Source organism: Allocatelliglobosispora scoriae (assembly GCF_014204945.1).
Taxonomy (GTDB): domain Bacteria; phylum Actinomycetota; class Actinomycetes; order Mycobacteriales; family Micromonosporaceae; genus Allocatelliglobosispora; species Allocatelliglobosispora scoriae.
The window spans coordinates 2,461,422-2,484,093 of sequence record NZ_JACHMN010000002.1 but is presented as its reverse complement, the minus strand read 5'-3'; the positions used below and the strand labels follow the sequence as shown (position 1 = coordinate 2,484,093).

22 protein-coding genes are annotated in these 22,672 nt (G+C 70.0%); 15 read left to right on the top strand and 7 right to left on the bottom strand.

Features of this window, described 5'->3' with window-relative positions; translation table 11 throughout:
• Positions 1-188: 188 nt before the first annotated feature.
• From F4553_RS16760 to F4553_RS16710, 10 genes are all read left to right on the top strand, one after another.
• Positions 189-956, top strand: a complete 768-nt coding sequence (locus F4553_RS16760) for a hypothetical protein (protein ID WP_184837087.1) — start codon at positions 189-191, stop codon at positions 954-956.
• A 105-nt stretch (positions 957-1,061) separates the two neighbouring features.
• Positions 1,062-2,357, top strand: a complete 1,296-nt coding sequence (locus F4553_RS16755; RefSeq protein WP_184840822.1) for an aminotransferase family protein — start codon at positions 1,062-1,064, stop codon at positions 2,355-2,357.
• 43 nt (positions 2,358-2,400) lie between these two features.
• The gene (locus tag F4553_RS16750) at positions 2,401-3,567 is read left to right on the top strand and encodes an acyl-CoA dehydrogenase family protein (RefSeq protein WP_312875240.1); all 1,167 of its coding nucleotides are present in this window, start codon (positions 2,401-2,403) and stop codon (positions 3,565-3,567) included.
• Positions 3,568-3,581: 14 nt separating this feature from the next.
• Positions 3,582-5,153: a GMC family oxidoreductase gene (locus tag F4553_RS16745; RefSeq protein ID WP_184837084.1), complete on the top strand. Its 1,572-nt coding sequence runs from the start codon at positions 3,582-3,584 to the stop codon at positions 5,151-5,153.
• Between the two features lie 112 nt (positions 5,154-5,265).
• The gene (locus F4553_RS16740; protein WP_184837082.1) at positions 5,266-5,748 is read left to right on the top strand and encodes an SgcJ/EcaC family oxidoreductase; all 483 of its coding nucleotides are present in this window, start codon (positions 5,266-5,268) and stop codon (positions 5,746-5,748) included.
• Between the two features lie 44 nt (positions 5,749-5,792).
• Positions 5,793-6,782 carry an SgcJ/EcaC family oxidoreductase gene (locus tag F4553_RS41030; protein ID WP_312875239.1) on the top strand — a complete coding sequence of 330 codons (990 nt, stop codon included), beginning with the start codon at positions 5,793-5,795 and terminating at the stop codon, positions 6,780-6,782.
• Positions 6,783-6,903: 121 nt separating this feature from the next.
• Entirely contained in the window at positions 6,904-7,614 is a 711-nt protein-coding gene (locus tag F4553_RS16725) for a 4'-phosphopantetheinyl transferase family protein (protein ID WP_184837081.1), read from the top strand.
• Positions 7,611-8,540, top strand: a complete 930-nt coding sequence (locus F4553_RS16720; RefSeq protein ID WP_184837079.1) for a 3-oxoacyl-[acyl-carrier-protein] synthase III C-terminal domain-containing protein — start codon at positions 7,611-7,613, stop codon at positions 8,538-8,540. The genes F4553_RS16725 and F4553_RS16720 overlap by 4 nt, the downstream gene beginning before the upstream one ends.
• Before the next feature lie 24 nt (positions 8,541-8,564).
• A complete protein-coding gene (locus tag F4553_RS16715) occupies positions 8,565-8,822 on the top strand; it encodes an acyl carrier protein (protein WP_184837077.1) in 258 nt (85 codons plus the stop codon).
• A gap of 50 nt (positions 8,823-8,872) precedes the next feature.
• Entirely contained in the window at positions 8,873-9,670 is a 798-nt protein-coding gene (locus F4553_RS16710; RefSeq protein ID WP_221469923.1) for a hypothetical protein, read from the top strand.
• Positions 9,671-9,780: 110 nt separating this feature from the next.
• Here F4553_RS16710 and F4553_RS16705 read toward each other — a convergent pair whose 3' ends face one another.
• The 3 genes from F4553_RS16705 to F4553_RS16695 all read right to left on the bottom strand — a co-directional run bounded on the left by F4553_RS16705 (position 9,781) and on the right by F4553_RS16695 (position 12,531).
• The gene (locus tag F4553_RS16705) at positions 9,781-10,797 is read right to left on the bottom strand and encodes an NAD-dependent epimerase/dehydratase family protein (protein ID WP_184837073.1); all 1,017 of its coding nucleotides are present in this window, start codon (positions 10,795-10,797) and stop codon (positions 9,781-9,783) included.
• Positions 10,798-10,890: 93 nt separating this feature from the next.
• The gene (locus F4553_RS16700) at positions 10,891-11,310 is read right to left on the bottom strand and encodes an SgcJ/EcaC family oxidoreductase (protein WP_184837071.1); all 420 of its coding nucleotides are present in this window, start codon (positions 11,308-11,310) and stop codon (positions 10,891-10,893) included.
• A gap of 36 nt (positions 11,311-11,346) precedes the next feature.
• Positions 11,347-12,531: an acyl-CoA dehydrogenase family protein gene (locus tag F4553_RS16695; protein WP_184837069.1), complete on the bottom strand. Its 1,185-nt coding sequence runs from the start codon at positions 12,529-12,531 to the stop codon at positions 11,347-11,349.
• 385 nt (positions 12,532-12,916) lie between these two features.
• On the opposite strand from F4553_RS16695, the gene F4553_RS16690 reads away from it, so the two are divergent.
• Together F4553_RS16690 and F4553_RS16685 are read left to right on the top strand one after the other, a co-directional pair.
• Positions 12,917-13,489, top strand: a complete 573-nt coding sequence (locus F4553_RS16690; protein WP_184837068.1) for a sigma-70 family RNA polymerase sigma factor — start codon at positions 12,917-12,919, stop codon at positions 13,487-13,489.
• A complete protein-coding gene (locus F4553_RS16685; RefSeq protein ID WP_184837066.1) occupies positions 13,486-13,686 on the top strand; it encodes a hypothetical protein in 201 nt (66 codons plus the stop codon). The genes F4553_RS16690 and F4553_RS16685 overlap by 4 nt, the downstream gene beginning before the upstream one ends.
• 49 nt (positions 13,687-13,735) lie before the next feature.
• On the opposite strand, the gene F4553_RS16680 is transcribed toward F4553_RS16685, so the two are convergent.
• From F4553_RS16680 to F4553_RS16665, 4 genes are all read right to left on the bottom strand, one after another.
• Complete coding sequence (locus F4553_RS16680; RefSeq protein WP_184837064.1) at positions 13,736-15,100, bottom strand: cation:proton antiporter; 1,365 nt, start codon at positions 15,098-15,100, stop codon at positions 13,736-13,738.
• Between the two features lie 123 nt (positions 15,101-15,223).
• Complete coding sequence (locus F4553_RS16675; RefSeq protein ID WP_184837062.1) at positions 15,224-15,742, bottom strand: winged helix-turn-helix transcriptional regulator; 519 nt, start codon at positions 15,740-15,742, stop codon at positions 15,224-15,226.
• A gap of 77 nt (positions 15,743-15,819) precedes the next feature.
• A complete protein-coding gene (locus F4553_RS16670) occupies positions 15,820-16,560 on the bottom strand; it encodes a helix-turn-helix domain-containing protein (RefSeq protein WP_184837061.1) in 741 nt (246 codons plus the stop codon).
• Between the two features lie 158 nt (positions 16,561-16,718).
• On the bottom strand, positions 16,719-17,525 hold the full coding sequence (locus F4553_RS16665) for a TIGR03084 family metal-binding protein (RefSeq protein WP_184837059.1): 807 nt from the start codon (positions 17,523-17,525) through the stop codon (positions 16,719-16,721).
• A 492-nt stretch (positions 17,526-18,017) separates the two neighbouring features.
• On the opposite strand from F4553_RS16665, the gene F4553_RS16660 reads away from it, so the two are divergent.
• From F4553_RS16660 to F4553_RS40160, 3 genes are all read left to right on the top strand, one after another.
• Positions 18,018-18,974, top strand: a complete 957-nt coding sequence (locus F4553_RS16660; RefSeq protein WP_312875238.1) for a DUF1702 family protein — start codon at positions 18,018-18,020, stop codon at positions 18,972-18,974.
• Positions 18,975-19,090: 116 nt separating this feature from the next.
• Positions 19,091-22,147, top strand: coding sequence for an SDR family oxidoreductase (locus F4553_RS16655; RefSeq protein ID WP_184837055.1), 3,057 nt, complete (start codon positions 19,091-19,093; stop codon positions 22,145-22,147).
• Positions 22,148-22,258: 111 nt separating this feature from the next.
• Complete coding sequence (locus F4553_RS40160) at positions 22,259-22,642, top strand: hypothetical protein (protein WP_221469922.1); 384 nt, start codon at positions 22,259-22,261, stop codon at positions 22,640-22,642.
• The last annotated feature ends 30 nt before the right edge of the window (positions 22,643-22,672 follow it).

The following is a 22,672-nucleotide window of genomic DNA, read 5'->3' as shown; positions in this document are numbered from 1 at the left end:
AAATATCGACGCATTCAGCTTGAGCAATCAGAGAGTGGCTGTAGGCAGGCCCGCTCCGAAATCCTCAATACGGATCGGTGAAGTGGAGCGAACCGTTTCGCTCAGCACAGCCTCAACTCGCTGAAAACGCGCGACCCGGACTGTCCTTCATCGGCACGCCAGTTCTGGCAGCAATCGAAGGAGCGCCAATGTCGCGGCTCAATGAACGGATCTTCATGGTCTTCAGCGGTCTGTTGATGATCGCCGGGACCCTGATCGGCATGTACGGGGGTGAGCACCACCCGCTGATCGGCCCGCACATGGGCAAATACGGCAGCGACGAGTTCTTCTACAAGTTCGCGCACCTGATGGTCGACGACCCCAACTGGCAGAATGCGCACTGGCAGATCCTCGTCGGACCGGTCCTGTGGTTCGCGGGCGCCCTGTCGCTCGTCATCATCGCCCGTGCGGCCGGTGAACGCCGGTGGACCCTGCTCGGCTTCGTCAGCCTCACCGTCGGCGCCGTGCTCTACGTCGTGACCTACATCAACGACGGCTTCGTCTCGCCGCACATCGGCGAGGCGCTGATCGCCGCGACGGACAAGGGCGACGTCACCCTCGCGGCGGCGATCACGCAGACCTTCGCGGCACTGCAGTGGGTCACCATCAAGATCAGCCTGCCGGGCTGGCTGCTGCTCGCCTTCTCGACCGCGTGCCTGTCCATCGGGGTGTGGGCCGCCGCCCGCACCTACCGGGGGCTGCTGAAGCTCGTCGCCTACCTGACCGCGGTCACCGGCGTCTTCTTCGGCGTCTGGTCCTTCGTCGCGGTCGCGGCGGGGAGCTACAGCCCCGGCCCGATGGTGAGCCCGTGGTGGATCCCGTCGCTCTACGCCACGAACTTCTGGTACCTGCTGGCCGGCCTGATCGTCGTCGTGCACGGCTTCTCGAAGCGGATCGAGCAGACGCACGAGATCTGAGCCCGGCTCCGCCACCTACCCCAAGAAACGAGAAAAGCGTTGAACACCACCAATCTGACCGCGTCCGAGCTGGAAGACCTCGACCGGCGCCACATCATCCACCAGATGCACCGGTCGGACATCCACGACCGCACCGTGATCGTCAAGGGCAAGGGCTGCCTCGTCTGGGACGCCCGCGGCAACGAGCTGCTCGACGCGTCCGGCGGCGGCGTGTGGCACTCGCAGATCGGCCACGGCCGCCAGGAGATCGCCGATGTCGCCGCGAAGCAGATGGCGGAGCTGGAGTACTTCACCGGCCTGCTGGAGTTCTCCAACGACCAGGCGATCAAGCTCGCCGTACGCCTGGCGGAGCTCGCTCCCGGCGACATCAACAAGGTCTTCTTCACCAACGGCGGGTCCGAGGCGGTCGAGTCGGCGATCAAGGCGGCTCGGCTCTACCACACCCGCAAGGGCGAGCCGAGCCGCACGTGGGTGCTGGCCAGGCACGCTTCCTTTCACGGCTCCACCTACGGCAGCGGCACGCTGACCGGCTTCCCGTCGATGCACTTCGGCGTCGGCCCGCACCTGCCCGACATCGACAAGATCTCCCCGCCCTACCTCTACCGGGCAGCGGAGCTCTACGGCGACGCGGACCCGACCGACTACCTCGTCCGCGAGCTGGAGGAGACGATCGAGCGGATCGGTGCGGGCAACATCGCCGCCCTCATCGGTGAGCCGATCATGGCCGGCGGCGGCGTACTCGCCCCGCCCGCCGATTACTGGCCGCGCATCGGCGAGGTGCTGCGCAAGAACGGCATCCTGCTCATCGCCGACGAGGTCGTGACGGCCTTCGGGCGTACCGGTCAGTGGTTCGACGCACCGACCCGCGGCATGGACCCGGACATGATCACCGTGGCGAAGGGCATCGGCGGCGGTTACACCCCGCTCGGCGCGCTGCTGCTGCGCGACGAGATCGGCGAGGTGATCGCGAGCGAGGAGGGCTTCTTCCACGGCTACACCTTCCAGAGCCACCCGGTCGCCTGCGCGATCGGTCTCGCCACGATCGACATCATCGAGCGCGAAGGGCTGCTGGAGCGGGCCGGTCAGATCGCCGGCTGGCTGCGCGACGGGCTCGCCGGTGCGGCGGCCCTGCCGACCGTCGGCGACATCCGCGTCGAAGGCTCGATGGCGGCGCTGGAGATCGTGACGAGCCGGACCACCCGCGAGCCGATGGGCTGGACCCAGGTCGGCGCCCTCGCCGGGATGGTCCGGGGCGTGCACAAGGTGATCGTCCGGCCCTACGGACACAACCTCGTGCTGGCACCGCCGCTGATCATCAGCGAGGAGCAGGTACGCCAGGCGACCGCGGCGGTCATCGACATCGTCTCCCGCCTGCGCCCCGACGGCACCTTCGCGCAATGAGCCCGGCCGCAGGCAGCAAGCCCATCGACATCGAGGAGATCTCGTGAACACCTGTGAGAAGCTCACACACAGCGCGGGCCGGCTCATTCCGCTGCTGAAGAAGCACGCGGCGTGGTCGGAGGAGAACCGGCGGCTGCACGACGAGGTGATCGAGGGCCTCGCCGACGCCGGCATCTTCAAGATGCGGACGCCGAAGCGCTACGGCGGCCACGAGTCGCCGAACGAAACGCTCGTCGACGTCGCCGCCGAGCTCGGCCGGGGCGACGGCTCCGCCGCCTGGACCGCGTCGGTCTACTGGATCCCGACCTGGATGGCGGGGCTCTTCCCGGACCACGTGCAGGACGAGGTCTTCGCGACGCCGGATGTCCGGGTCTGCGGCACCCTCACGCCGAGCGGCATGGCGACACCGGTTCCCGGCGGCATCAAGCTCTCCGGCCGGTGGAGCTTCATCAGCGGTGCCTGGCACGCGCAGTGGCAGGAGGTGCTCGCGCTGCGGCCGACCCCGGACGGCGGCATGGAGCCGATCATGGCACTGGTGCCGATGTCGCAGCTCCAGATCATCGACGACTGGTTCACCGCCGGCGTACGCGGGTCGGGCAGCGTCTCCACCGTCGCCGACGACCTCTTCGTCCCCGCCGAGCGGGTGCTGTCGATGACCGCCGTCATGACCGGGCAGTACGCCTCCGAGCTCAACGCCGCGTCGCCGGTGTGGCGGGTGCCGCTGCCCGCCTACGCCGCCGCCGCCTCGGTCGGCACGATGCTGGGGCTGGCGAGGGCCGCGTCGGAGACCTTCTTCGAGCGCCTCCCGTCTCGGAAGATCACCTACACGGCGTACGACAGCCAGGCCGAGGCACCCGTCACCCACCTGCGCGTGGCGGAGGCGGCGATGAAGACCGACGAGGCCGAGTTCCACGCCTACCGGGTGGCGAGGCTCGTCGACGAGAAGGGTGCCTCCGGCGCCGAGTGGTCGATGCTGGAGCGCGTCCGGTCCCGCCTCGACGTCGGCGCGGTCTGCCAGCTCGCCACCGAGGCGATCGACGTGCTGGCCCGCGCGAGCGGCGGTTCGTCGATCTACTCCGACGTACCGATCCAGCGGATCGCCCGCGACATCCACGTGATCGGGATGCACGCGCTGATCCACCCGGAGACCGGCTTCGAGACATACGGCCGGGTGCTCAGCGGACTCGAGCCCAACTCGCTCTACGTGTAAAGGGAGCAGCAGACATGTACGACTACGTCATCGTCGGCGCGGGTTCGGCGGGCTGCGCGCTCGCCGCCCGGCTCAGCGAGGACCCGGGTGTGACCGTCTGCCTCGTCGAGGCGGGTCCGGCCGACACCGAGCCCAACGTGCACGTACCCGCGGCCTTCCCGAAGCTCTTCCGCACCCAGCTCGACTGGGACTACAACACGGCAGAGGAGCCCTTCCTGCACCGGCGGCGGATCTTCCTGCCGCGCGGCCGGATGCTCGGTGGATCGAGCTCGATGAACGCGATGGCCTACACCAGGGCCAATCCCGTGGACTACGACAATTGGAAGCAGCCGGGGTGGAGCTACGCCGAGCTGCTGCCCTACTTCAAGCGCTCCGAGGACAACGAGCGCGGGGAGTCGGACTACCACGGGGTCGGCGGGCCGCTGTCGGTCGCCGACGGGCGGGCGCACAACCCGTCCGCGGCTGCCTTCGTCGAGGCGGCGGTCGAGGCGGGCTACGCGCGCAACGAGGACTTCAACGGCCCCGTACAGGACGGATTCGGCTTTTTCCAGGTCACCCAGCGCGACGGGAAGCGCGAGAGCAGCGCCACCGCGTTCCTGCACCCCGCGATGGGCCGCCCCAACCTGACGGTCGAGACGGACCTGCAGGTGCACCGGGTGGTGCTGGAGCGGGGCCGGGCCACCGGCATCGTCGGCCGGCAGTTGGGGGAGGAGGTCACCATCCGGGCGGAGCGCGAGGTGATCCTCGCCGCCGGTGTCTACAACTCGCCGCAGCTGCTGATGCTCTCGGGCATCGGCCCGGCGGCGGAGCTCGGCATCCTCGGCATCACGGTCCACGTGGACCTGCCGAAGGTCGGCCAGAACCTCTCCGACCACGTGCTGGTGCCGCTGAACTACATGCACTCGCAGCCGATCAGCATGCTCGCGGCGGCCCAGCCGGAGTATGTCGAGCAGTTCATGACGCAGGGGCGCGGGCCGCTCACCTCCAACGGTCCCGAGGCGGGCGGATTCCTGCGCACGGATGCCCGGCTGCCCGCGCCGGACGTCGAGTTCTTCGCCGCGCCGGTGATGTTCGTCGACAGCGGGCTGGGTTTCCCGACCGCGCACGCCATCTCGACCGGGCCGGTGCTGCTCACGTTGCGCAGCCGGGGTTCGGTGGCGCTCGGCTCGGAGGATCCGACCGCCAAGCCGCGTATCCAGCACAACTACTTCGCCGACCCGGCCGACCTGCGGACCGCCGTCGCCGCGGTCCGGATCGGCCTGGAGATCGCGCGGCAGCCCGCGATGGCGACATACGCCGAGGAGCTGCACCGGCCGCCGGTCTCGGAGTCGGAGGCGGATCTGCGCGACTACGTACGCCAGTACGCCCACTCGATCTTCCACCCGGCGGGCACCTGCGCCATGGGTGCCGTGGTCGATTCGAGCCTGCGCGTCTTCGGCGTGGAGGGCCTGCGCGTGGTCGACACGTCGGTGATGCCGACGATCGGCAGCGGCAACCCCAACGCCACGGCGATCGCGATCGGTGAGAAGGCGGCCGACCTGATCCGGGGCGCGACGCCCCCGGAAGCGATATTCATCGATGCATAGCACGTACTGAGTGGGCGCTGTCGACATCGGCGGACGACGATGGAATCAGTCTACGAATTGGCTGGCAGACAACGTTTCGGCTGCTCGCCACTTCACAAGGGAGGCAGTATCCATGTCCACCGCTACGGCAACGCCCACCACCGCACCGAGCCAGGAACAGCTCGACGCCTACTACGGCGGCTTCACCACCGAGCGGGAGAAGGAGGCACTCAGCGTGCCGCTGCGGCTCGTCGGCGCGTGGAAGCGCAACGACGCGGCCGGCGTCGCGAGCGTCTTCAGCGACGACGGCATCCTGATCCTGCCGGGCGACGTGTTCAAGCAGGGCCGTGACGAGATCCAGTCGTTCATGGCCGCCGCCTACGCCGGCCCCTTCAAGGGCACCGGCGTCACCGGCCAGCCCGTCGACGTGCGCTTCGTCGGCGAGGACGTGGCGCTGCTGCGTACCCACGGCGGCATCCTCGCGCCGGGCGAGACCACGATCGAGCCGGAGCTCGCCGTCCGGTCGACCTGGGTCTGCGTGAAGCGCGACGGCCAGTGGCAGCTCGCCGCTTACCAGAACAGCCCTCGGGGCGAAGGCGCCACCCTGCGCTGGTAACGCCCCCTCGGACCTTCCGCAAACGACTGTCGAATGAGGTAGATGTGGCTAAGTCAACGAACGTCAAGGCTACGGCCAAACAGCTCCTCGCGAAGGCGGGCGTCAAGGAGGACCGGGACTTCTACGGCCCCTTCCAGAGCCGTGGCGAGAAGGCGGCGCTGACCGTCCCGCAGATGATCCAAGCCGCCTGGGCGGCGAACGACGCGGAGGCCTTCGCCAGGGTGTTCCTGGACAACGGCAGCCTCCTGATGCGGGACGAGCAGCTCACCAGCCGAGGCCAGATCTACGACCACATGTCCGCGGGCTACCGCGGTGGTTACAAGGGCGCGCGGGTCACGGGCTGGCCGCTCGCCGTCAGGTTCCTCAGCGCCGACTGCGCGATGGTCGTCACCCAGGGCGGGATCATCCTGCCCGGGGAGACGGAGATCGCACCGGACCGGCAGATCCGTGCCACCTGGATCATCGTCGCCGAGGACGGGGTGTGGAAGCTCCTGTCCCACCACAGCAGCCCCATCGCGGGACCGACCGGCTCGCGTGCCGGTTCGCCCGAATCCGGCTCCTACTCGGAGGAGAACGCAATGTCCAACGATGCAGCGCAGCTCGTCACCAAGGCCAAGGAATGGGCCGGCCGCTACGGCAAGTTCAGCAACGGTGTCGAGGGTGCCGTGCTGACCGTACCGCTGCGGGTCACGGCGGCCTGGGACAGCAACGACGCCGACGCGTTCGCCGGTGTCTTCACGGAGAACGGCAGCATGCTCGTCGGCGACGAGCAGCTCACCACGCGGGACCAGATCCGCGACTACATGGCCGGCGCCTTCGCCGGAGGGTGGAAGGGCACCCGCCTCGCCGACCGGCCGGTCGAGATCCGCCTCATCGCGGACGACGTGGCGGTCGCCATCACGCAGGGCGGGATCCTGCTGGAGGGCGAGGACGAGGTGGCGCCGAGCAGGCAGACCCGCACCCTCTGGGTCACCACCAAGCAGGACGGCGAGTGGCGCCTCGTCGTGCGCCAGACGAGCCCGACCGCGAGCTGATCGCCGCACGGCGCCGTGCCGGTGGGCCAGGGCCGAGACTGGTCCACCGGCACGGCACCGTCCGGGTGCCGTCAGCGTCGTCCGGCGCCGTCCAACGTCGTCCAGGGAGATGGGAGCGCCGGTGCAGTTGCCGCCTGCGGACGTCGTACACATCTGGACCGTGCCGCTCACCGCGACCGCGGCGACGGTCTCGCGCCTGCACGGCCTGCTGGGTCTGCGCGAGCGGCTGCGCGCCGCGGACCGCGCCCCGGCCGACTGGTGGCGCCGCCACGTCGTGTCACACGCGGCGGTGCGGGCGATTCTCGGCGGCTACCTGGACCGGGAACCGTCGAGCCTGCGCTTCGGCTACGGCCGGTGGGGCAAACCGCGCCTGGCGGGGCTCGAGTTCAACCTCTCCCACACCGGCGACCTGGCGCTGCTCGCCGTTTCGGCGCAGCGGCCGGTCGGAGTCGACGTGGAGGGCAGCCGGCCGGACTTCCCCGCCGTGGCCTTCGCCGACCGCTACTTCCCGCCCGCCGAGCGCGAGCTGGTCGCGGCGGCCGGCCCCGAGGCGCCGGCGGTCTGGCGCCGCCTGTGGTCGCGCAAGGAGGCCTGCGTCAAGGCCGCGGGCGCCCGGGCAGCCCTCGGCCTGTCCCTGGCCGTCGCCGGTCCCGGTGACCTCCGCCGGGTACGCGACTCCTCGGGCCTGCTGCCCGGCACCTGGCTGCTGCGGGACCTGCCCGCACCGGAGGGGCACGCCGCTTGCGTCGCCCTCGACGGGGACCGCCCCTTCGCCGTGACGCACCAGACGTGGATCGCCGACGAGGCGGTCCGACACAGGGAGGTTCCATGACATCCGTCGTCGAGGTCGCCAGCTACCTCCCACCGAGGAGCATCTCGCTCACCGAGCTCTTCGAGAAGCTGAGCCTGGACTACAACGCCGACGTCTACGAGCGCTACTTCGGCTTCCAGCAGATCCGCCAGGACCCCGGCGGCAACCTCGCCGAGCAGCTCTGCGCCGCGGCGAGCAGGCTGACCTGGCTGCGCGGACGCGAGCACCTGGTCCGCTACGTCGTCTACGCGCCGACGATCCAGAGCAGCGCGCCCTACCCGGGCAACCCGGTCCTGGAGACGTGCCTCGCGCTCGGCCTGGAACGCGCGCTGCCCTTCTCGCTCTCGCAGCACGCCTGCGCGTCGGCGCTGCTCGCGATCGACACGTGCGGCAGACTGCTCGCCTCCGACGGCGAGCCGGACGCGCTGGCGCTGATCCTGACCGGGGAGAAGACCTTCACCCCGGTCGCGCAGGTGGTGGAGAACTCCGCGGTGATGGGGGAGGGCATCGCCGCCGTCCTGGTCCGCGCGGGCGGCGAACGCGACCGGATGCTCAGCTACGCCAGCCGCACGCTCGGCGAGTTCCACGAGGGCCCGTTCCTCACCCCGGAGCTGGACGCCGAGTTCCAGCGCAGCTACACCACCACCTTCGCCGAGGTGATCCACGCGGCGCTGGCGCACGCGGGGCTGACCGCGGACGACGTCACGCTGGTGCTCGCGCACAACGTCAACCGGATGTCGTGGATGCGGGTGCTGCTCCAGTCGGGCCTGCCCAAGGACCGGCTCTTCCTCGACAACCAGCGGACCCTGGGCCACTGCTTCGGCGCCGACCCCTTCCTCTCGCTGCAGGCCGCGACCGCCGCCGGCCGGCTGCGCGAGGGCGACTACTACGTCATGACCGCGTCGGGCCTGGGCTCCACCACGGCCGCGATGGTCTTCCAGCACTAGTTCATTCGAATGGAGCTTGACCGCATGCAGGCAGACCGTGAGACCGCAGCACAGAGCAGCAAGCGCATCATCGCCGAGATGGCGCGCCGGGACCCCGCGACGCTCACCGACCGCACCCTGCTCTTCGCAGGTCTCGGCCTCAACTCGGCGAACGTGCTGGAGCTGCTGATCCTGATCGAACGCGAGCTCGGCATCCGCCTCGACGTCGTGGAGATGGAGCCGCACCACCTGGAGTCGGTCGGATCGCTGTCCGCATACGTCGCCAAGCAGCTGGGCGAGTAGCCGTGTACCGAAGCGTTCCACCGGCACCCGCTCGCACCGATCCCGTGCCGGTGGGGCGATTCCCGCTGCCGCTGGCCCGGATCATCACCAGGAGCTTCGACGCCGACGAGGCCTTCGGGCCCGACGCGCTGCGGATCTTCAACGATCTGGGGGTCGCCTACGGCATGCCGGAGCAGGCGGCGGGGTTCGTCGGCCGACGGCGTACGACCTTCACCACGATGGTGGAGAGCCTCGTCGCCGAGCTCACCGATCCGGACGATCCGATCGGGCTGGTGGTGCTCGCGCACGGCACGCCGGATTCGGAGCCGCACTGGCCGGCCTGCTTCCTCGCCCACATGCTGCCGGGCGACCCGTTCACCTTCGCGGTCGCCGACCACGGCGTGACGACGCCTTTCCTCGCCCTGCGCATCGCCGCGGAGTACATCCGCGCCGACGACCTCGGCCGCGCCGCCGTGGTGATCCTGGAGCAGGAGGAGTTCTTCTGCGACCCCGCCCTGGTCGGCCAGGCGCCGATGCCGGCCGAGAACCGGCTGGTCGCGCTCGTCTTCGACCGGGCGGGCACGCTCGGCACGGTCGCCGTGGCCGTCACCGCCGACACGGAGCCGGAGCTCCCCGCGGTCGACGGGTCGTCGGTGCTCGTGGTCGGCGGTCGGCTCGCGGCCACCAACCCGCCGCTGCCCAGCGCCGTCGTGGCTTCCGCACACCTTCCGGGTACGGGCACCTGGTCCGCCCTGCACGACGGACTGGACCGCTGGCGTGGCGAGGGCGCCGAACAGGTCACCTTGATCGACTACGACCCGGCCTCCCGCGTCCAGGGGAGATGCACCCTGACCCTCCGTAGCGCATGAACATCCAAGATCGCCGCAGCTCTTCAAGAGTTGGTCCTAACGGGGTTGTAGGACCAACTCTTGAAGAGTTGCGGCGATCTTGGAGCGAGCGGGTGGGCGGCGGACCGGTGTCAGGCGGGAGCGGCGCGGCCGGCGGCGCGGCGGGTGAGGTGGCCGGATTCGTGGAGCCACCGGACCGTGTCGAGCATCGTCTCGGCGAACGGGCGGGACGGTGCCGGTGCGGTTCGCTCGTCGAGGCGTGCGTCGCAGTGGCAGGCGTAGATCGCGCCGTACTCGACGGGGATGTGCCAGGGGCAGATCCGCTGGAGCGCGAGGGTGAGCAGGCCGACCGGCAGGACCGCCGGGGTCGGCAGGAAGACCGCCGGGAGCCGGTGCCCGGTGACGAATCGAGCCGTGCGCAGGTAGTCCGAGGTGGAGACATAGCGGCCCGGCGCGAGCAGGCGGCGGGGTCCCTGGCCGGGTCGCATGGCGTCGGCGTGCAGCTCGGCGACATCGCGTACGTCGCCGAGGGGGTAACCGCCGGTCGGCCAGATCGGCAGTCGGCCGAGCAGCAGCGAGCGGAGCCGGGCGGACTGGTCGCCGAGGTGCGGATCGTGCGGCCCGAGCGTCGCCATCGGGTAGGTGATCGTCACCGGCGCCCCGTCGCTCTGGTGCTGCCTGGCGATCAGCTCGGCCTCGGCCTTCGTCGCCATGTAGCGCTCGCGCGGCTTGCCGACGGGCAGATTCCCGTCGAGCGGGCGGCCCCGGGTCGGGATCAGCGCGGCGAAGGAGGAGACGTGCACGATGGGATCGGCGCCGATCCAGCGGGCCGCCGCGAGGACGTTCTCGGTGCCGTCGACGTTGACCGACTGCATGCGGCGGTGCGCCCGGCTGTCGAAGGAGTAGATCGAGGCCGCGTGCAGGACCGCGTCGCAGCCGGTCATCGCCCGGGTGACCGTCGTGGCGTCGGTGATGTCGCCGAGCACCACGTCGACGTCGGCCGGGTGGAGGCCGAGCGGTTCCAGAGCCGGGCGGACCGCCGACTCCCGGCGGGCCAGCAGCCGGATCCGGTGCCCCGCGCGGTGCAGCGCCGCGACGGAGTGCGAGCCGATGAAACCGGTGCCACCGGTCACGAAAACGAGTGCCATAGCGCCTGCCCCCAAGCCTGTTCGCCGAATGCGCGACGGCGGCGGCCCACCCCAGCAGACCGCCGCCGTCGCCGTTCTCAGGACTCCCGTCGCTTACGCGGCGGTGCCCTTCGGGCTGTTCTGGTAGGCGGCGAGCCGCCACTGGCCCTCCTGCTTGACGACGACCCACGACGCGCGGATCGCGTGCTCGGCGGCGACCTCGGACTCACCCGGGGCCAGTACGCCGCCCTGGGTGATCAGGACGCCGGAGTCCTCGCAGAAGAACTTGATGTCGATGGGCTGGCCGGTGACCCGGGTGCCCTGGTAGGGCCCGGCGAACGCCTCCGCCATGTGCTGGCGGATGTCGTCGCGCCCCTTCTTGAACAGGCCCGACAGGATCATCGTGCCGTCCTCGGTGAAGACGTCGGCGAAGGACTTCGCGTCGTGCTCGGCCCAGGCGGCGATGACCCGCTGGGTGAGCGCCGTGACGGCGAGCTGGTCGGCAGAGGTGGTGGCGGTGCTGGTCTCAGTCATGATCGTTCATCTTCCCGTCGATGGATCGGGCGGAGGTCAGATATAGAGCGTGTTCGGCTCGAGGCCGCACAGGACGCGGCCGTAGAGCTCGGCGTTGGTGTTCGGGTGCATCAGGGCGTGCAGGCTGACCGCCTGGATGTCCCGCGCGATGCGCTGGATCGGCACGTCGCTGTAGATCGACGAGCCGCCGCTGGCGGAGGCGAGGATGTCGACCGCCTCCTTCACCCGACGGCCCACCGCACCCATGCTGGCCCGGGCCTTGACCCGCTCCTGCAGCGTCCACTGCGCGCCGGTGCTCGTCTTGGTGTCGACGAGGTCGGCCAGGCTGAACGCGTGGAACTCCGCCTCGTCGATCTTCGTGGCGGCGTCGGCGACCTGCAGGTGGGTCAGCGGAGCCTCACCCTGGCTCGCGTAGTTGGTGTAGCTGATCTTGCGGTCCGGCAGCCGCTCCAGGAACGCCTCCAGGGCTGCCCGGCCCAGCCCGACCATGGTCCCGACGGACGATGCCGAGGCGACCGGCAGCAGCGGGGCCCGGTAGATCGCCGCGTCGGCGTTCGCCTGCGACGCGCCCTGGCCCTGGATGATCGCGCCGAGCGGCAGGATGCGGTCGCTCGGTACGAAGACCTCGTTGGCGACGGTGCTCACGCTGCCGGTGCCCTTGAGACCGGAGGTGTACCAGTCGTCCACGATCTGCAGGTCCGACATGGGGACCAGTGCCAGGATCGGCATCGGCTCGCTGTCCGGCCCGACCTGGATCGCGACGATCTCCTGCCAGTGCGCGTGCAGCGCACCGCTGATGAAGCCCCACTTGCCGTTGACGACGACGCCACCGGGGACCGGGGTCGCCATCGCCGTCGGGCTCAGCGTGCCGCAGACCCGGACGTCCGGCGTCGAGAAGACCTCGTCCTGGACGTGGTCCGGGAAGTGGCCGGTCATCCAGGTCGGGATCCAGTAGACCGAGGCGGTCCAGGAGGTGGAACCGTCGGCGCGGCCGAGCTCGGCCGCGACCTCCACCAGCGTCCGGGTGTCCGACTCGAAGCCGCCGTAGCGCTTCGGTGCCCGCATCTTGAAGATGCCGGCCTCGGCCAGCGCCTCGATCGCGTCGTCGTGCACGCGGCGGTTCTCCTCGGACCAGGCCGAGTTCTTGCGGAGCACCGGCACGAGGTCGGCGGCGCGACGAACCAGTTGTTCGCGCGTCGGAGCATTGGTGTCCAATACCATTCCTTCCTGTTCACGTCAGCTAGCAATGCGTCGCACCAACCGCCACACCACGGATGAATTGAATGCACGACGATTTCGCCGGCGACCCGAATGGATAGTTCGGTGCCAGCTACCAGACAATGACATCGACCGTCGCCACTGGGCATCTTCGAACGTGCGAAGCCTGCCCGGCGGGGGTGACGAAATACGTTGTGCCGCACCGCAACATTGAAGATGCCGCGTATCACAGCGGGTGTGACCCTTGCGGCATGTGCGATTTCGACAGCAGATCCGCATTGCCGAGCGGGCTGCACGGCCCGCGGGCAGCGGCTTTGAAAGAGCTCGACGCGGACGGCCCGCTACGGTCGTCAATAGCCGGTCCCGACCGGGTCAGCCGGGCCGCGTCATGACGGCGCCCGTCCTCGACGCACCCGATGTGGTGACGCGAGCGATTGCGGGCGACTCCAACGCCTTCGCCGGCCTCTATGAGCAGTACCACGGCCTGGTCTTCAGGTTCATCTACCGGCGCGTAGGCAACCCTACTATCGCGGAGGACCTGGCGGCCGACGTTTTCGTGCGCGTTCTCCGGCGGATCAACACCTTCACCTGGCAGGGCACCGACATCGGCGCCTGGCTGCTCGCCATCACCCGCAACATCGTGGCCGACTACTACAAGTCGGGCCGGTGCCGCTTCGAGATCGCCAGCGGTGACGGCCGCGACGACACCCGCGCCTCCAGCGACCTGGAGGCCCGGCCGGAGGAGACGGTCACCGAGCACCTCAACAACGTGGCCGTGCTGCGTCTGCTCAACGACCTCGCCCCCGACCAGCACGACGTCATGGTCCTGCGCTTCCTGCGCGGCCTCTCCCTCGCCGAGACGGCCGGTGTGATGGGCAAGAACGAGTCCGCCGTCAAGGCCCTGCAGTACCGCGCCGTCCGCAACCTCGCCCGCCAGCTGCCGGAGGGGTGGACCAGGTGAGCCTGCGCCCCTTCGACCTCGCCCCGCTGGATCTCTCCCCCCGCAAGGCGATCCAGCTCGCCGCCGAGTACGCCCCCAACATCGACCCGGGCCGGATCGAGGAGTTCGACTTCGCCGAGCCGGAGCCCGAGTCCGAGTACCGCTACCCCCTCGGGGCCGGGCTGCCCCGGACCTATCCGCGCAACCCGCAGAAGTGACTCGCCGCACCTGGCCGGCCGGGCCAGGAGCGGCGGAGTTCACCTGTGCCTACGCCGCTGCCTGGTGTGCGACGAGGTCCGGGCCGTCGGTGGCCGACTCGGTGCGACCTCCGCGTACGCCGTGCCACGTGTCGTGATCGATCTTGCGCAGGCGCTCGTCCTCGGTGTGCGCCACCCGCTTCATCGACAGGCGCAGCAGCGGCGGTGCCATCAGCGAGGTGACGATGGCGACGAGCACGATGATCGTGTAGGTCGCGGTGTTGAGGACGCCGAGGCGCAGACCGGTGAGGGCGACGATGACCTCGATGACGCCCCGCGCGTTCATGCCGGCCCCGAGGGCGATCCCCTCCCAGGGGCTGAGCTTGCTCAACCGGGCACCCAGGTAGGCGCCGGCGAACTTGCCGATGATCGCGACGGCGAGCACGGCGAGACCGGTGAGGGCGATCGTCGGGTCGAAGAGGGCGGTCAGGTCCATCCGCAGGCCGGCGGTGGCGAGGAAGAGCGGGGCGAGCACGGAGAGCACCACGGTCCGCAGCGGCGCGAGGCGTACCTGGGCGGCGGGCGAGGTCGTGATCAGGATGCCCGCCACGAAGGCGCCGAAGACCGGCTCCATGCCGAGGGAGTGGGTGGTCACCGCGCCGAGCAGCACGATGATGACGGCTGCGGCGACGGCCGGGCCGGACTCCTCGGACTTCGAGGCGGCCGTCATGACCTTGCGGACGAGCACCCGGCCCAGCGTCGCGGCGAGGATGACGAAGCCGACGAGGTAGACGACCGAGAGCGTCACGTTGCCCATGCTGACGCCGACCGTGGCGGCGGCGGCGACGACGGAGAGCAGCAGCCAGCCGACCGCGTCGTCGATCATGCCCGCCGCGAGGGTGAGCTGGCCGATGTTGCGGTGCAGCAGCTTCATGTCCGACAGGGTCTTGGCGATGACCGGGATCGCGGAGACGCACATCGCGACGCCGAGGAAGAGCGCGAAGACCCAGCCGCCCTTCGTGACCGAGGCGGGCAGGTTGGCGCCGAGCAGGATGCCGAGCCCGAGGGGGATGATCAGGCCGCAGAGGCTCACCAGCGCCGCCGTCCCGCCCTGGCGGCGCAGCATGCCGAGGTCGAGGTGGGTACCGGTGATGCCGACGAGGAGCAGGACGCCGAGCTGGCCGACCGCGTCGAGGAGGTGGATCTGCTCCGGCACGGCGGGGAGCAGCCAACCCGAGATCTGCGGGGCGAAGTGGCCGAGCAGGGACGGCCCGATCAGCAGTCCGGTGATGAGCTCACCGACGATCGCGGGCATCCCGAGGCGCTCCGCCAGCCGACCGAGCAGCTTGGCGAGGAGGAGCAGAACGACGAGACCGACGAGGAAAACGAGTAGGGGATGGGGCGCCAGTGGAGATATGGGAGCCGCAATGACCATGATCGGGACCTCCTAGAAGGATATGCCCCGCCATTGTCTGGTCCGACCGTTTCCTATTGCCTCTTGTCAATTGCGAAGTTCTTACGAATCTATTAATTTATTAGTATCGATCTGCAACTATCCCTATGGCGACCGCCGGCGGGTACGAGTGGCCGGTTGCCGCGTGCGAGTGGCGACCCGCACCGCCCGGGTGATCGGCGGCGGGGTGACGAGGTGGGTGATCACGTCGCCGGGGTGCACGGACTCGCCGCACTTGGTGCACATGACGTGCACCTCGGTGGACCCACCGCAGTTCACGTGCTCCGTGGTCCGCGGTGGGCCCGCCTTGCCGGCGAGGTACTTGTCGCCCCACTGCATCAGTGACAGGACGACGGAGCCGAACTCCTGACCCTTGGGGGTGAGCTTGTACTCATGCCGCAGCGGTCGCTGCTGGTAGGGCACTCGCTCGAAGATGCCGCTCTCGACCAGGGTGTTCAGTCGCTCCGTGAGGATGTTGCGGGCAAGTCCCAGATTGTTGAGGAACGTGTCGAACCGGCATTCGCCGAGCAGCGCGTTCCTGATGATGAGGATGGTCCACCGCTCGCCGACTATCTCCAGCGAGCGGGCCACCGAGCAGTCCTGGCCGTACGTTCGTATCGACACTGAACCATCTTATGCGGGTGGCCCGTAAAAGGAATGGTTTGGCCAGTGCCAGAACGGTCAGTAGCGAAACAAAACTCCTACAGATCGGGCAATGCGAGCAGGACGGGCGGGTCGAACGCGTTCATCGGCCGGAGCCGGATGTCCGCTTTGACGGAGACGGTGTCATTGCGAATCGTCAGCGGACCGAAGGAACCCACCAACGCGTTCTGCTCCGCGGGGACGGCGAGCGCGTCGTTGCCGTCGATGGAGGAGTAGGCGAGCACGTACCAGCTGCCCGTGGGCGCGTTCTCCAGGGTGAACTGGCCGACGCTGTCCAGGATCACGCAGCGCACCGGCAGGCCCAGCGGCACGGGGTCGCGGAAGAGGCCCACGAAGACGTAGCCGATGGTGTCCGTGATCGTGTCGGCCGCGCGTACCTCTCCGTGGATCGTCGCGGCCGGGGGCTCCAGAACCGTCCAGCGGTGATCGACCGGGACCCGCGGGGTGACGCCGCCGAGCCGCCGGTAGGTGCTCGGCGAGACGCCGACGCTGCTGCTGAAGCGCGAGCTGAAGGTGCCGATGCTGGTGTAGCCGACCTCATGGGTGATCTCGGTGACGCTCAGCGAGGTGGACAGGAGCAACTGCTTGGCGCGGTGCAGCCGCATGACCATCAGGAAACGCCCGGGGGATATCCCGGTGATGCGCTGAAAGATCCGAGAGAAGTGGAACTTGCTGAACATCGCGGTGCGAGCCATCTCGTCCACGCTGTGCTGTTCACCGAGATCCTTCTGGATGGCCTCGATGACTCGGCCGACGGCCTTCTTTATGGTGTCTTCCATAGCATTCCCCAGGCTCGATACGTTGTGCGGCGATCGATGCGAATCGAGATCTGCTGTATTGGTCGATCCGCACTCGTCGCGAATGGAACTCGTAGGTCCGGCCCGATGGTGTTTCGCGGACACCACCGCCGGCTGTCATCTCCCGTCGTGGACCTGTCCTATCGCGGCCCCGGACTGGCGAATTGGCCGGGCGTGCGGCCGGGTCCGGCCGGTCCCCGGTAGGCCTGGGCGATGTCGAGCCAGCGGTCGGCCTCGGCGCCGACCGCGGTGAGCGCCAGGTCGTCGCGGTGGCGGCGGCGCGTCACGAGCAGGCAGAAGTCGGCGGCGGGGCCGCTGATCCGCTGCGTGGAGTCGGCCGGGCCGAACTCCCACAGCGTGCCCGACGGCGAGGTGATCTCGAAGCGGAGTTCGAGCTCCGGAGTGGCGATGCCGCGCGCCTGGTAACCGAAGTCCCAGGTCCGCACGGCGAAGCCGACGAGGTGCCCCAGCCGGTCGGTGCGGGTCCGCTCGACGCCGAGCGCGTCGGCGATGTCCTGGCCGTGCCCGAAGAGCTCCATCATCCCGGCTGCGGCGAGCACCGGGCCCGGCAGCGGCCGGACCAGCCAGGGGACGACCTCGCCCGCGGGGACGGCGGCGAGGGCCTTCTCCGCCGTGGCGCGCTCGGCCCGGAAGCGGGAGAGCAGCACCGGCTTCGGCTCCGCGAGGAACTCCGCGAGCGCGGCGTTGACGTTGGCGTCGAAGTCACCGCTCATCCGGGAGGTCACAGCACGAAAGGTCTCCGGCTGTCCAGCGGCCATTCCGGCCAATCGAAAAGTCGCGGCGAGATGCGCGATTTGATGGGCGATCGTCCATCCGACCGCCGGGGTTTCCAGCGCCCATTCGGCGTCGTCCAGATTGGCGACGAGCTGATCGATCTCGTCGCCGTCGGCGGTCAGGTCGGAGATAACGTCGGGCACTTGAGTCACCGTCTGTCCTGTCTCTAGTGAACCGTTAGTTCGAATATCAACTTGGTTCGATGAGCTAGTCGATTGTGCATCAGTGCATGTCCGAGTACTTCTCCGTTCGTGCCGTCACCCGACCTTCCATCGGCAATGGTTGATTCAATACTAGGTCATCATGGTTGTCCGTGGGGATAACGAATGAGAAACACGTCGATGGTTACCTGACGGTACGGATGAGGCGCCGAAGACCGTTCGACGGTCCACATTGGCGGGTGAGCGGGCTGCGGGCGCCGACCGGACGAGGGGGTGCGGCGCACGAAATGAGTAGTTGGTCGTCTGATGCACCAGGGAGAAATATATGACAAATCTCACCGGTCCGGTCGAAGGGTCGATCATCGTCGCCCGGTAGGGCGAATAGCGCTGGTTGAGCAATTGCGGAGAAGATCCACTCTTGGGCGATGTTTAGCGTGGGTGTATCGGTTGTGGTCGTTGGGTGCGGTGCTTGGGGGTTTTGCGGTGGCTAGCTTGTTGCGAGAGGCGCGCACGCGTCTTTTCACTCCTAACAGGATCGAGACGACGCTGGCGCGTCGCGGGTTCTTCGCCAAGGACGAGGCGACCCGGTTGCGGCTGGAGAATGTCGGCGCGACCTTCCTGGACGGGTTCGAGGCGGCCCTGCGGTCGAAGGACGTGCAGTCCGCGACCGCCGTGCTGGACGCGGTCGACCGGCCGTTCCGCGGCTTCGCCTTCGAGGGCGCGGGCATGGGCTTCGCGGTGCTGGACGGGATGCCGGGCAACCGGGGCGGCCGGGTACGCCAGTTCCTCGAGGGCCCCGGCGAGCCGCACATCTACATGGCGTATGTCGGGATCGGCTGGGCCCTGGCGAAGCTGCCGAGGTTCTGCTGGTCCAACGTGGACGCCCCGGATCCCCTGCTGCGCTGGCTGGTGATGGACGGGTACGGCTTCTACCACGCCTACTTCAAGACCAACCAGTACGTGCACCAGCAGCTCGTCGGCCCGCCGCTGCGCTGGCCGGCCGGTGTCACCGGCAACTACGCCCAGCGCGGGATCGACCAGGGGATCGGCCGGGCGATGTGGTTCGTCGCCGGCGCCAACCCCGGCCTCGCCGCGTCGCTGATCGGCCGCTTCGCGCCGGACCGCCAGCCCGACCTGTGGGCGGGCATCGGCCTCGCCGCCACCTACGCCGGTGGCGTCACCGAGGAGGAGCTGACGGAGTTGCGCCGCGTCGCCGGGCAGTACCGGCCGCAGCTCGCGCAGGGTTCCACCTTCGGTGCCCAGGCCAGGGTCTATGCCGGGCTCGTCACCGAGCACACCCCGGTCGCGACGGGGATCCTCTGCGGCATGACGCCGGAGGAGGCCGGCAAGATCACGGAGATGGAGAAGGCTGCCCTCCCGGACGACGGCGACGAGCCCGCGTTCGAGATCTGGCGGCAGCGCATCCAGTCACACTTCTGAGGTATTGCCCGCCCCTGCGCCTTGTCGGCGACGAGGGGCGGGCGTTTCATTGGGATCATTCAATGTCACCGACGGGCGGTGGGCGCCGAGGCGGGCGACGCTGGAGGGATACGTTCATGGACAGCACGGGGCCGGAGTCGTCGGCCGGGGACACGCTCGAACTGCTCTCCCGACTCATCGCCGAGCGGGTGGAGCTGCCGCTGTCGGTCGTCCAGCCCGACCTGCGCCTCGTCGCCGACCTGCACCTGAGCTCCATCACCGTGGGGCAGCTGATGGCGCAGGCGGCGGCCCAGCTCGGCTTCGGCGCTCCCGAGGTCACGTCGAGCTACGCCACCGCGACCGTGGCCGAGCTCGTCGAGGCGCTCGCGGCGATCGGCCGGGACGAGCGGGAGAGCGCCACCGGCCGGGCCGACGTCGCCGGTGCCGCCCGCTGGGTGCGCGCCTTCGCCGCCGAGTCCGCTCCCGCCACCCGGCCCACCCCGCGTAAAGGTCCGACCGGGGGCGCCTGGCGGCTCTTCGCCGACGCCGGTCACCCGCTCGCCGCTCCGCTGCACGAGGCGCTGACGCTCGCCGGACTCGGCGGCGGTGTGCTGCTCTGCCTGCCGTCCGACGCGGGGGAGGAGCAGGTGGGGCTCGCCCTCGCCGCGGCGCACGCGGCCCTCGAGGACGGCGTCGAGCGGTTCGTCCTGGTCCAGCACGGGCGGGGTCTCGCCGGGCTCGCCAAGACCCTCCACCACGAGGCGCCCGCCGTGCGGACCACCGTCATCGACGTCGCGCCGGCCGACGCCGTCGTGGCCGAACTGGTCGCCGACGTCGCGGCCACGGCCGGCTTCGCCGATGTCGGGTACGCCGGGGACGGCTCACGGCGTACCCCCGTGCATCGGCTCTGGCGACCGGTGAGCCCGGACCGCCGACCGAAGGCCAGGCTCGGAGCTGCCGACGTGCTCCTCGCCACCGGTGGCGGCAAGGGGATCACGGCCGAGTGCGCGCTGGCGCTCGCCGTCCGCGGCGGAGCCCGGCTGGCGCTGCTCGGCCGATCGGACCCGGCGACCGACGCGGAGCTCGCCGCCAACCTGGAGCGGTTCGCGGCCGCCGGTGCGACCGTCCACTATGTCCGGGCCGACCTCACCGACCCGGCCGCCGTGCTCGCGGCGCTGACGGAGGTCGAGTCGGTGCTGGGACCGGTGACGGCGATCCTGCACGGCGCCGGCCACAACATCCCGGCGACGCTGCCGGGACTCACCGCCGAGGCGTTCCGCGCCGCGCTGGCGCCGAAGGTCGACGGGCTCGCGGCAGTGCTCGACTCGGTCCGGCCGGACCGGCTGAAACTGCTGGTCACGTTCGGTTCGATCATCGGTCGGGCGGGGCTGCGCGGCGAGGCGCACTACGCCGTCGCCAACGACTGGCTCGCCGACGCGACGACCCGCTTCGCCGCCGCGCACCCGGACTGCCGCACGGTCTGCCTGGAGTGGTCGGTCTGGTCCGGCGCGGGGATGGGCGAGCGCCTCGGCGTCGTCGAGACCCTGCTCCGCGACGGCATCGTGCCGCTCGCGATCGACGACGCCATCGAGGTGCTCCGCATGATCGTCGACGCACCCGACGTACCACCGGTCCTGCTCGTCACCGGCCGGGCGCAGGGGCTGCCCACGCTGCGCTTCCCGGCCCGGGAGCTGCCGCTGATGCGCTTCCTCGACCGGGTGCTCGTCGACTACCCGGGCGTGGAGCTCGTCGTCGAGGCGGTCCTCACCCCCGACGCCGACCCCTACCTCGCCGACCACCTGCTCGACGGCGACCTGCTCTTCCCCGCCGTGCTCGGGATGGAGGCGATGGCCCAGGTCGGCGCCGCCGTGACCGGGCTGCCCGGCCCGCCCGTCATCGAGGGCGCCGAGTTCCTGCGGCCCATCATCGTGAAGCGGCGCGGCTCGACCACGATCCGGATCGCCGCCGTGGTCGACCGGACCGGCACCGAGGCGGAGCTGGTGATCCGCAGCGAGGAGACGGGCTTCGCGGCCGACCACTTCCGGGCTCGACTGCGCTACGGGCTCTCCGGCTCCCCGGCCCGCCTGCCCGACCGCTCCGGCGTACCGGCGATGGCGACGGTCCCCGTCCCGGTCTCGCTGCCGATCATCCCGCCCGGGCCGGGCACGCTGCCGCCGGTACCGCTGGAGCCCGCCGAGGACCTCTACGACGACCTGCTCTTCCAGGGCAGGCGCTTCCAACGGCTGGTCCGCTACCACCGGGTCTCGGCCCGGGACTGCGCCGCCGACGTCGCCGGGCCGCCCGAGGGCACCGACGACTGGTTCGGCCCCTTCCTGCCGCCGACCCTGCTCCTCGGCGACCCCGGTCAGCGCGACGCGGTGATGCACGGCATCCAGGTCTGCGTACCCGACGCGACGCTGCTGCCCACCGCGGTCGACCGGATCTGGCTGGCCCCGGCCGGTGCGCGGGCCGGATTCGTGACCTTCCGCGCCGTCGAGCGGCACCGCGACGGTGACAGCTACCGCTACGACGTCGAGGTCCGCTCCGGACAGACCGTCGTGGAGCGCTGGGAAGGGCTGCGGCTGCAGGCGGTCCGCCCGCTCAGCGGCACCGGTCCGTGGGTGCCGCAGCTCCTCGGTCCCTATCTGCAACGCGTACTCGCCGAGCTGATCGGCTTCGGCGGCGCGGTCGCGATCGAGCCCGACGCCGACCCGACCCGGCGTCGGCAGAACACCGCGCTCGCCCTGTCGCGCGTCTTCGACCGGCCGGTGACGGTGCGCTACCGCCCCGACGGGCGGCCCGAGGTCGACGGCGGCTGGGCGGTCTCCGCGTCGCACGGCGCCGGGGTCACCCTCGCCGTCGCGGCACCGCACGCCACCGGCTGCGATCTCGAAGCCGTCATCGATCGGGGGCGCGAGGCCTGGTCCGGGCTGCTCGGGCGCCACCTCGGTCTCGCCGACCTCGTCGCGTCGGAGGCGGGTGAGTCGCTGTCGGTGGCGGCCACCCGGATCTGGTCCGCGCTGGAGGCGTTGCAGAAGGCCGGTCAGCTCCCGGCCACCCCGATCACGCCGGCCGCGTACGGGCCGGGGCGCTGGGTGCTGCTCGGCGCCGGGCCGTGGCGGGTGGCGACGTTCGTGACGATGCTGCGCGGCGTACCCGAGCCGGTCGCGGTGGCAGTGGTCACCCACGGCTGACCGCCGCCCGCGCCCCGGGTCGCGCCCCTGGCACGTTTTGCGTCGCGCCCGGCACGTTCTGCAGCAAAGCGTGGCCTCGCGCAGCGAGATGGCCACGCTTTGCTGCAGAACGTGACCAGCGACTTCGCCTGTCTCCTGCGGAGCGATCCGATGCGCATGGTGAGCAACATCCGAGATGTGCAGAGGTGTCGATGCAGTGACGATGGAACCAATCACGATCCGGTCTCTCAGCCGATCATCAAGGAGGCGATTCCCGTGCTGACCATCGCGCAACTGGAGCGGCTCGCCACCGAGGCAGAGAGCATTCACGCCGACGTGGTCGCCTATCTCCGCGAACACGGTGTCACCGCCCTGTGGGCCAACGACCAGGTCGTTACCCGCCAGGCTGTGCTGCTGCGCGCGCCGCTGGGCTACTGGGCGTCACAGGAGCCGCAGCTCCTCTCGGTCGGAGCAGCCCTCTACGGGCGGCCGGCCGAGCGGGGCGTGCAGGCGTGACCCAGCAGCCCGTCGCGGCGCCGAATGTCG

Coding starts and splice junctions, on each gene's coding strand:
- F4553_RS16760 (WP_184837087.1), top strand. CDS start 189: ATGTCGCGGCTCAATGAACGGATCTTCATGGTCTTCAGCGGTCTGTTG.
- F4553_RS16755 (WP_184840822.1), top strand. CDS start 1,062: ATGCACCGGTCGGACATCCACGACCGCACCGTGATCGTCAAGGGCAAG.
- F4553_RS16745 (WP_184837084.1), top strand. CDS start 3,582: ATGTACGACTACGTCATCGTCGGCGCGGGTTCGGCGGGCTGCGCGCTC.
- F4553_RS16740 (WP_184837082.1), top strand. CDS start 5,266: ATGTCCACCGCTACGGCAACGCCCACCACCGCACCGAGCCAGGAACAG.
- F4553_RS16720 (WP_184837079.1), top strand. CDS start 7,611: ATGACATCCGTCGTCGAGGTCGCCAGCTACCTCCCACCGAGGAGCATC.
- F4553_RS16715 (WP_184837077.1), top strand. CDS start 8,565: ATGCAGGCAGACCGTGAGACCGCAGCACAGAGCAGCAAGCGCATCATC.
- F4553_RS16705 (WP_184837073.1), bottom strand. CDS start 10,797: ATGGCACTCGTTTTCGTGACCGGTGGCACCGGTTTCATCGGCTCGCAC.
- F4553_RS16700 (WP_184837071.1), bottom strand. CDS start 11,310: ATGACTGAGACCAGCACCGCCACCACCTCTGCCGACCAGCTCGCCGTC.
- F4553_RS16695 (WP_184837069.1), bottom strand. CDS start 12,531: ATGGTATTGGACACCAATGCTCCGACGCGCGAACAACTGGTTCGTCGC.
- F4553_RS16690 (WP_184837068.1), top strand. CDS start 12,917: ATGACGGCGCCCGTCCTCGACGCACCCGATGTGGTGACGCGAGCGATT.
- F4553_RS16680 (WP_184837064.1), bottom strand. CDS start 15,100: ATGGTCATTGCGGCTCCCATATCTCCACTGGCGCCCCATCCCCTACTC.
- F4553_RS16670 (WP_184837061.1), bottom strand. CDS start 16,560: ATGGAAGACACCATAAAGAAGGCCGTCGGCCGAGTCATCGAGGCCATC.
- F4553_RS16655 (WP_184837055.1), top strand. CDS start 19,091: ATGGACAGCACGGGGCCGGAGTCGTCGGCCGGGGACACGCTCGAACTG.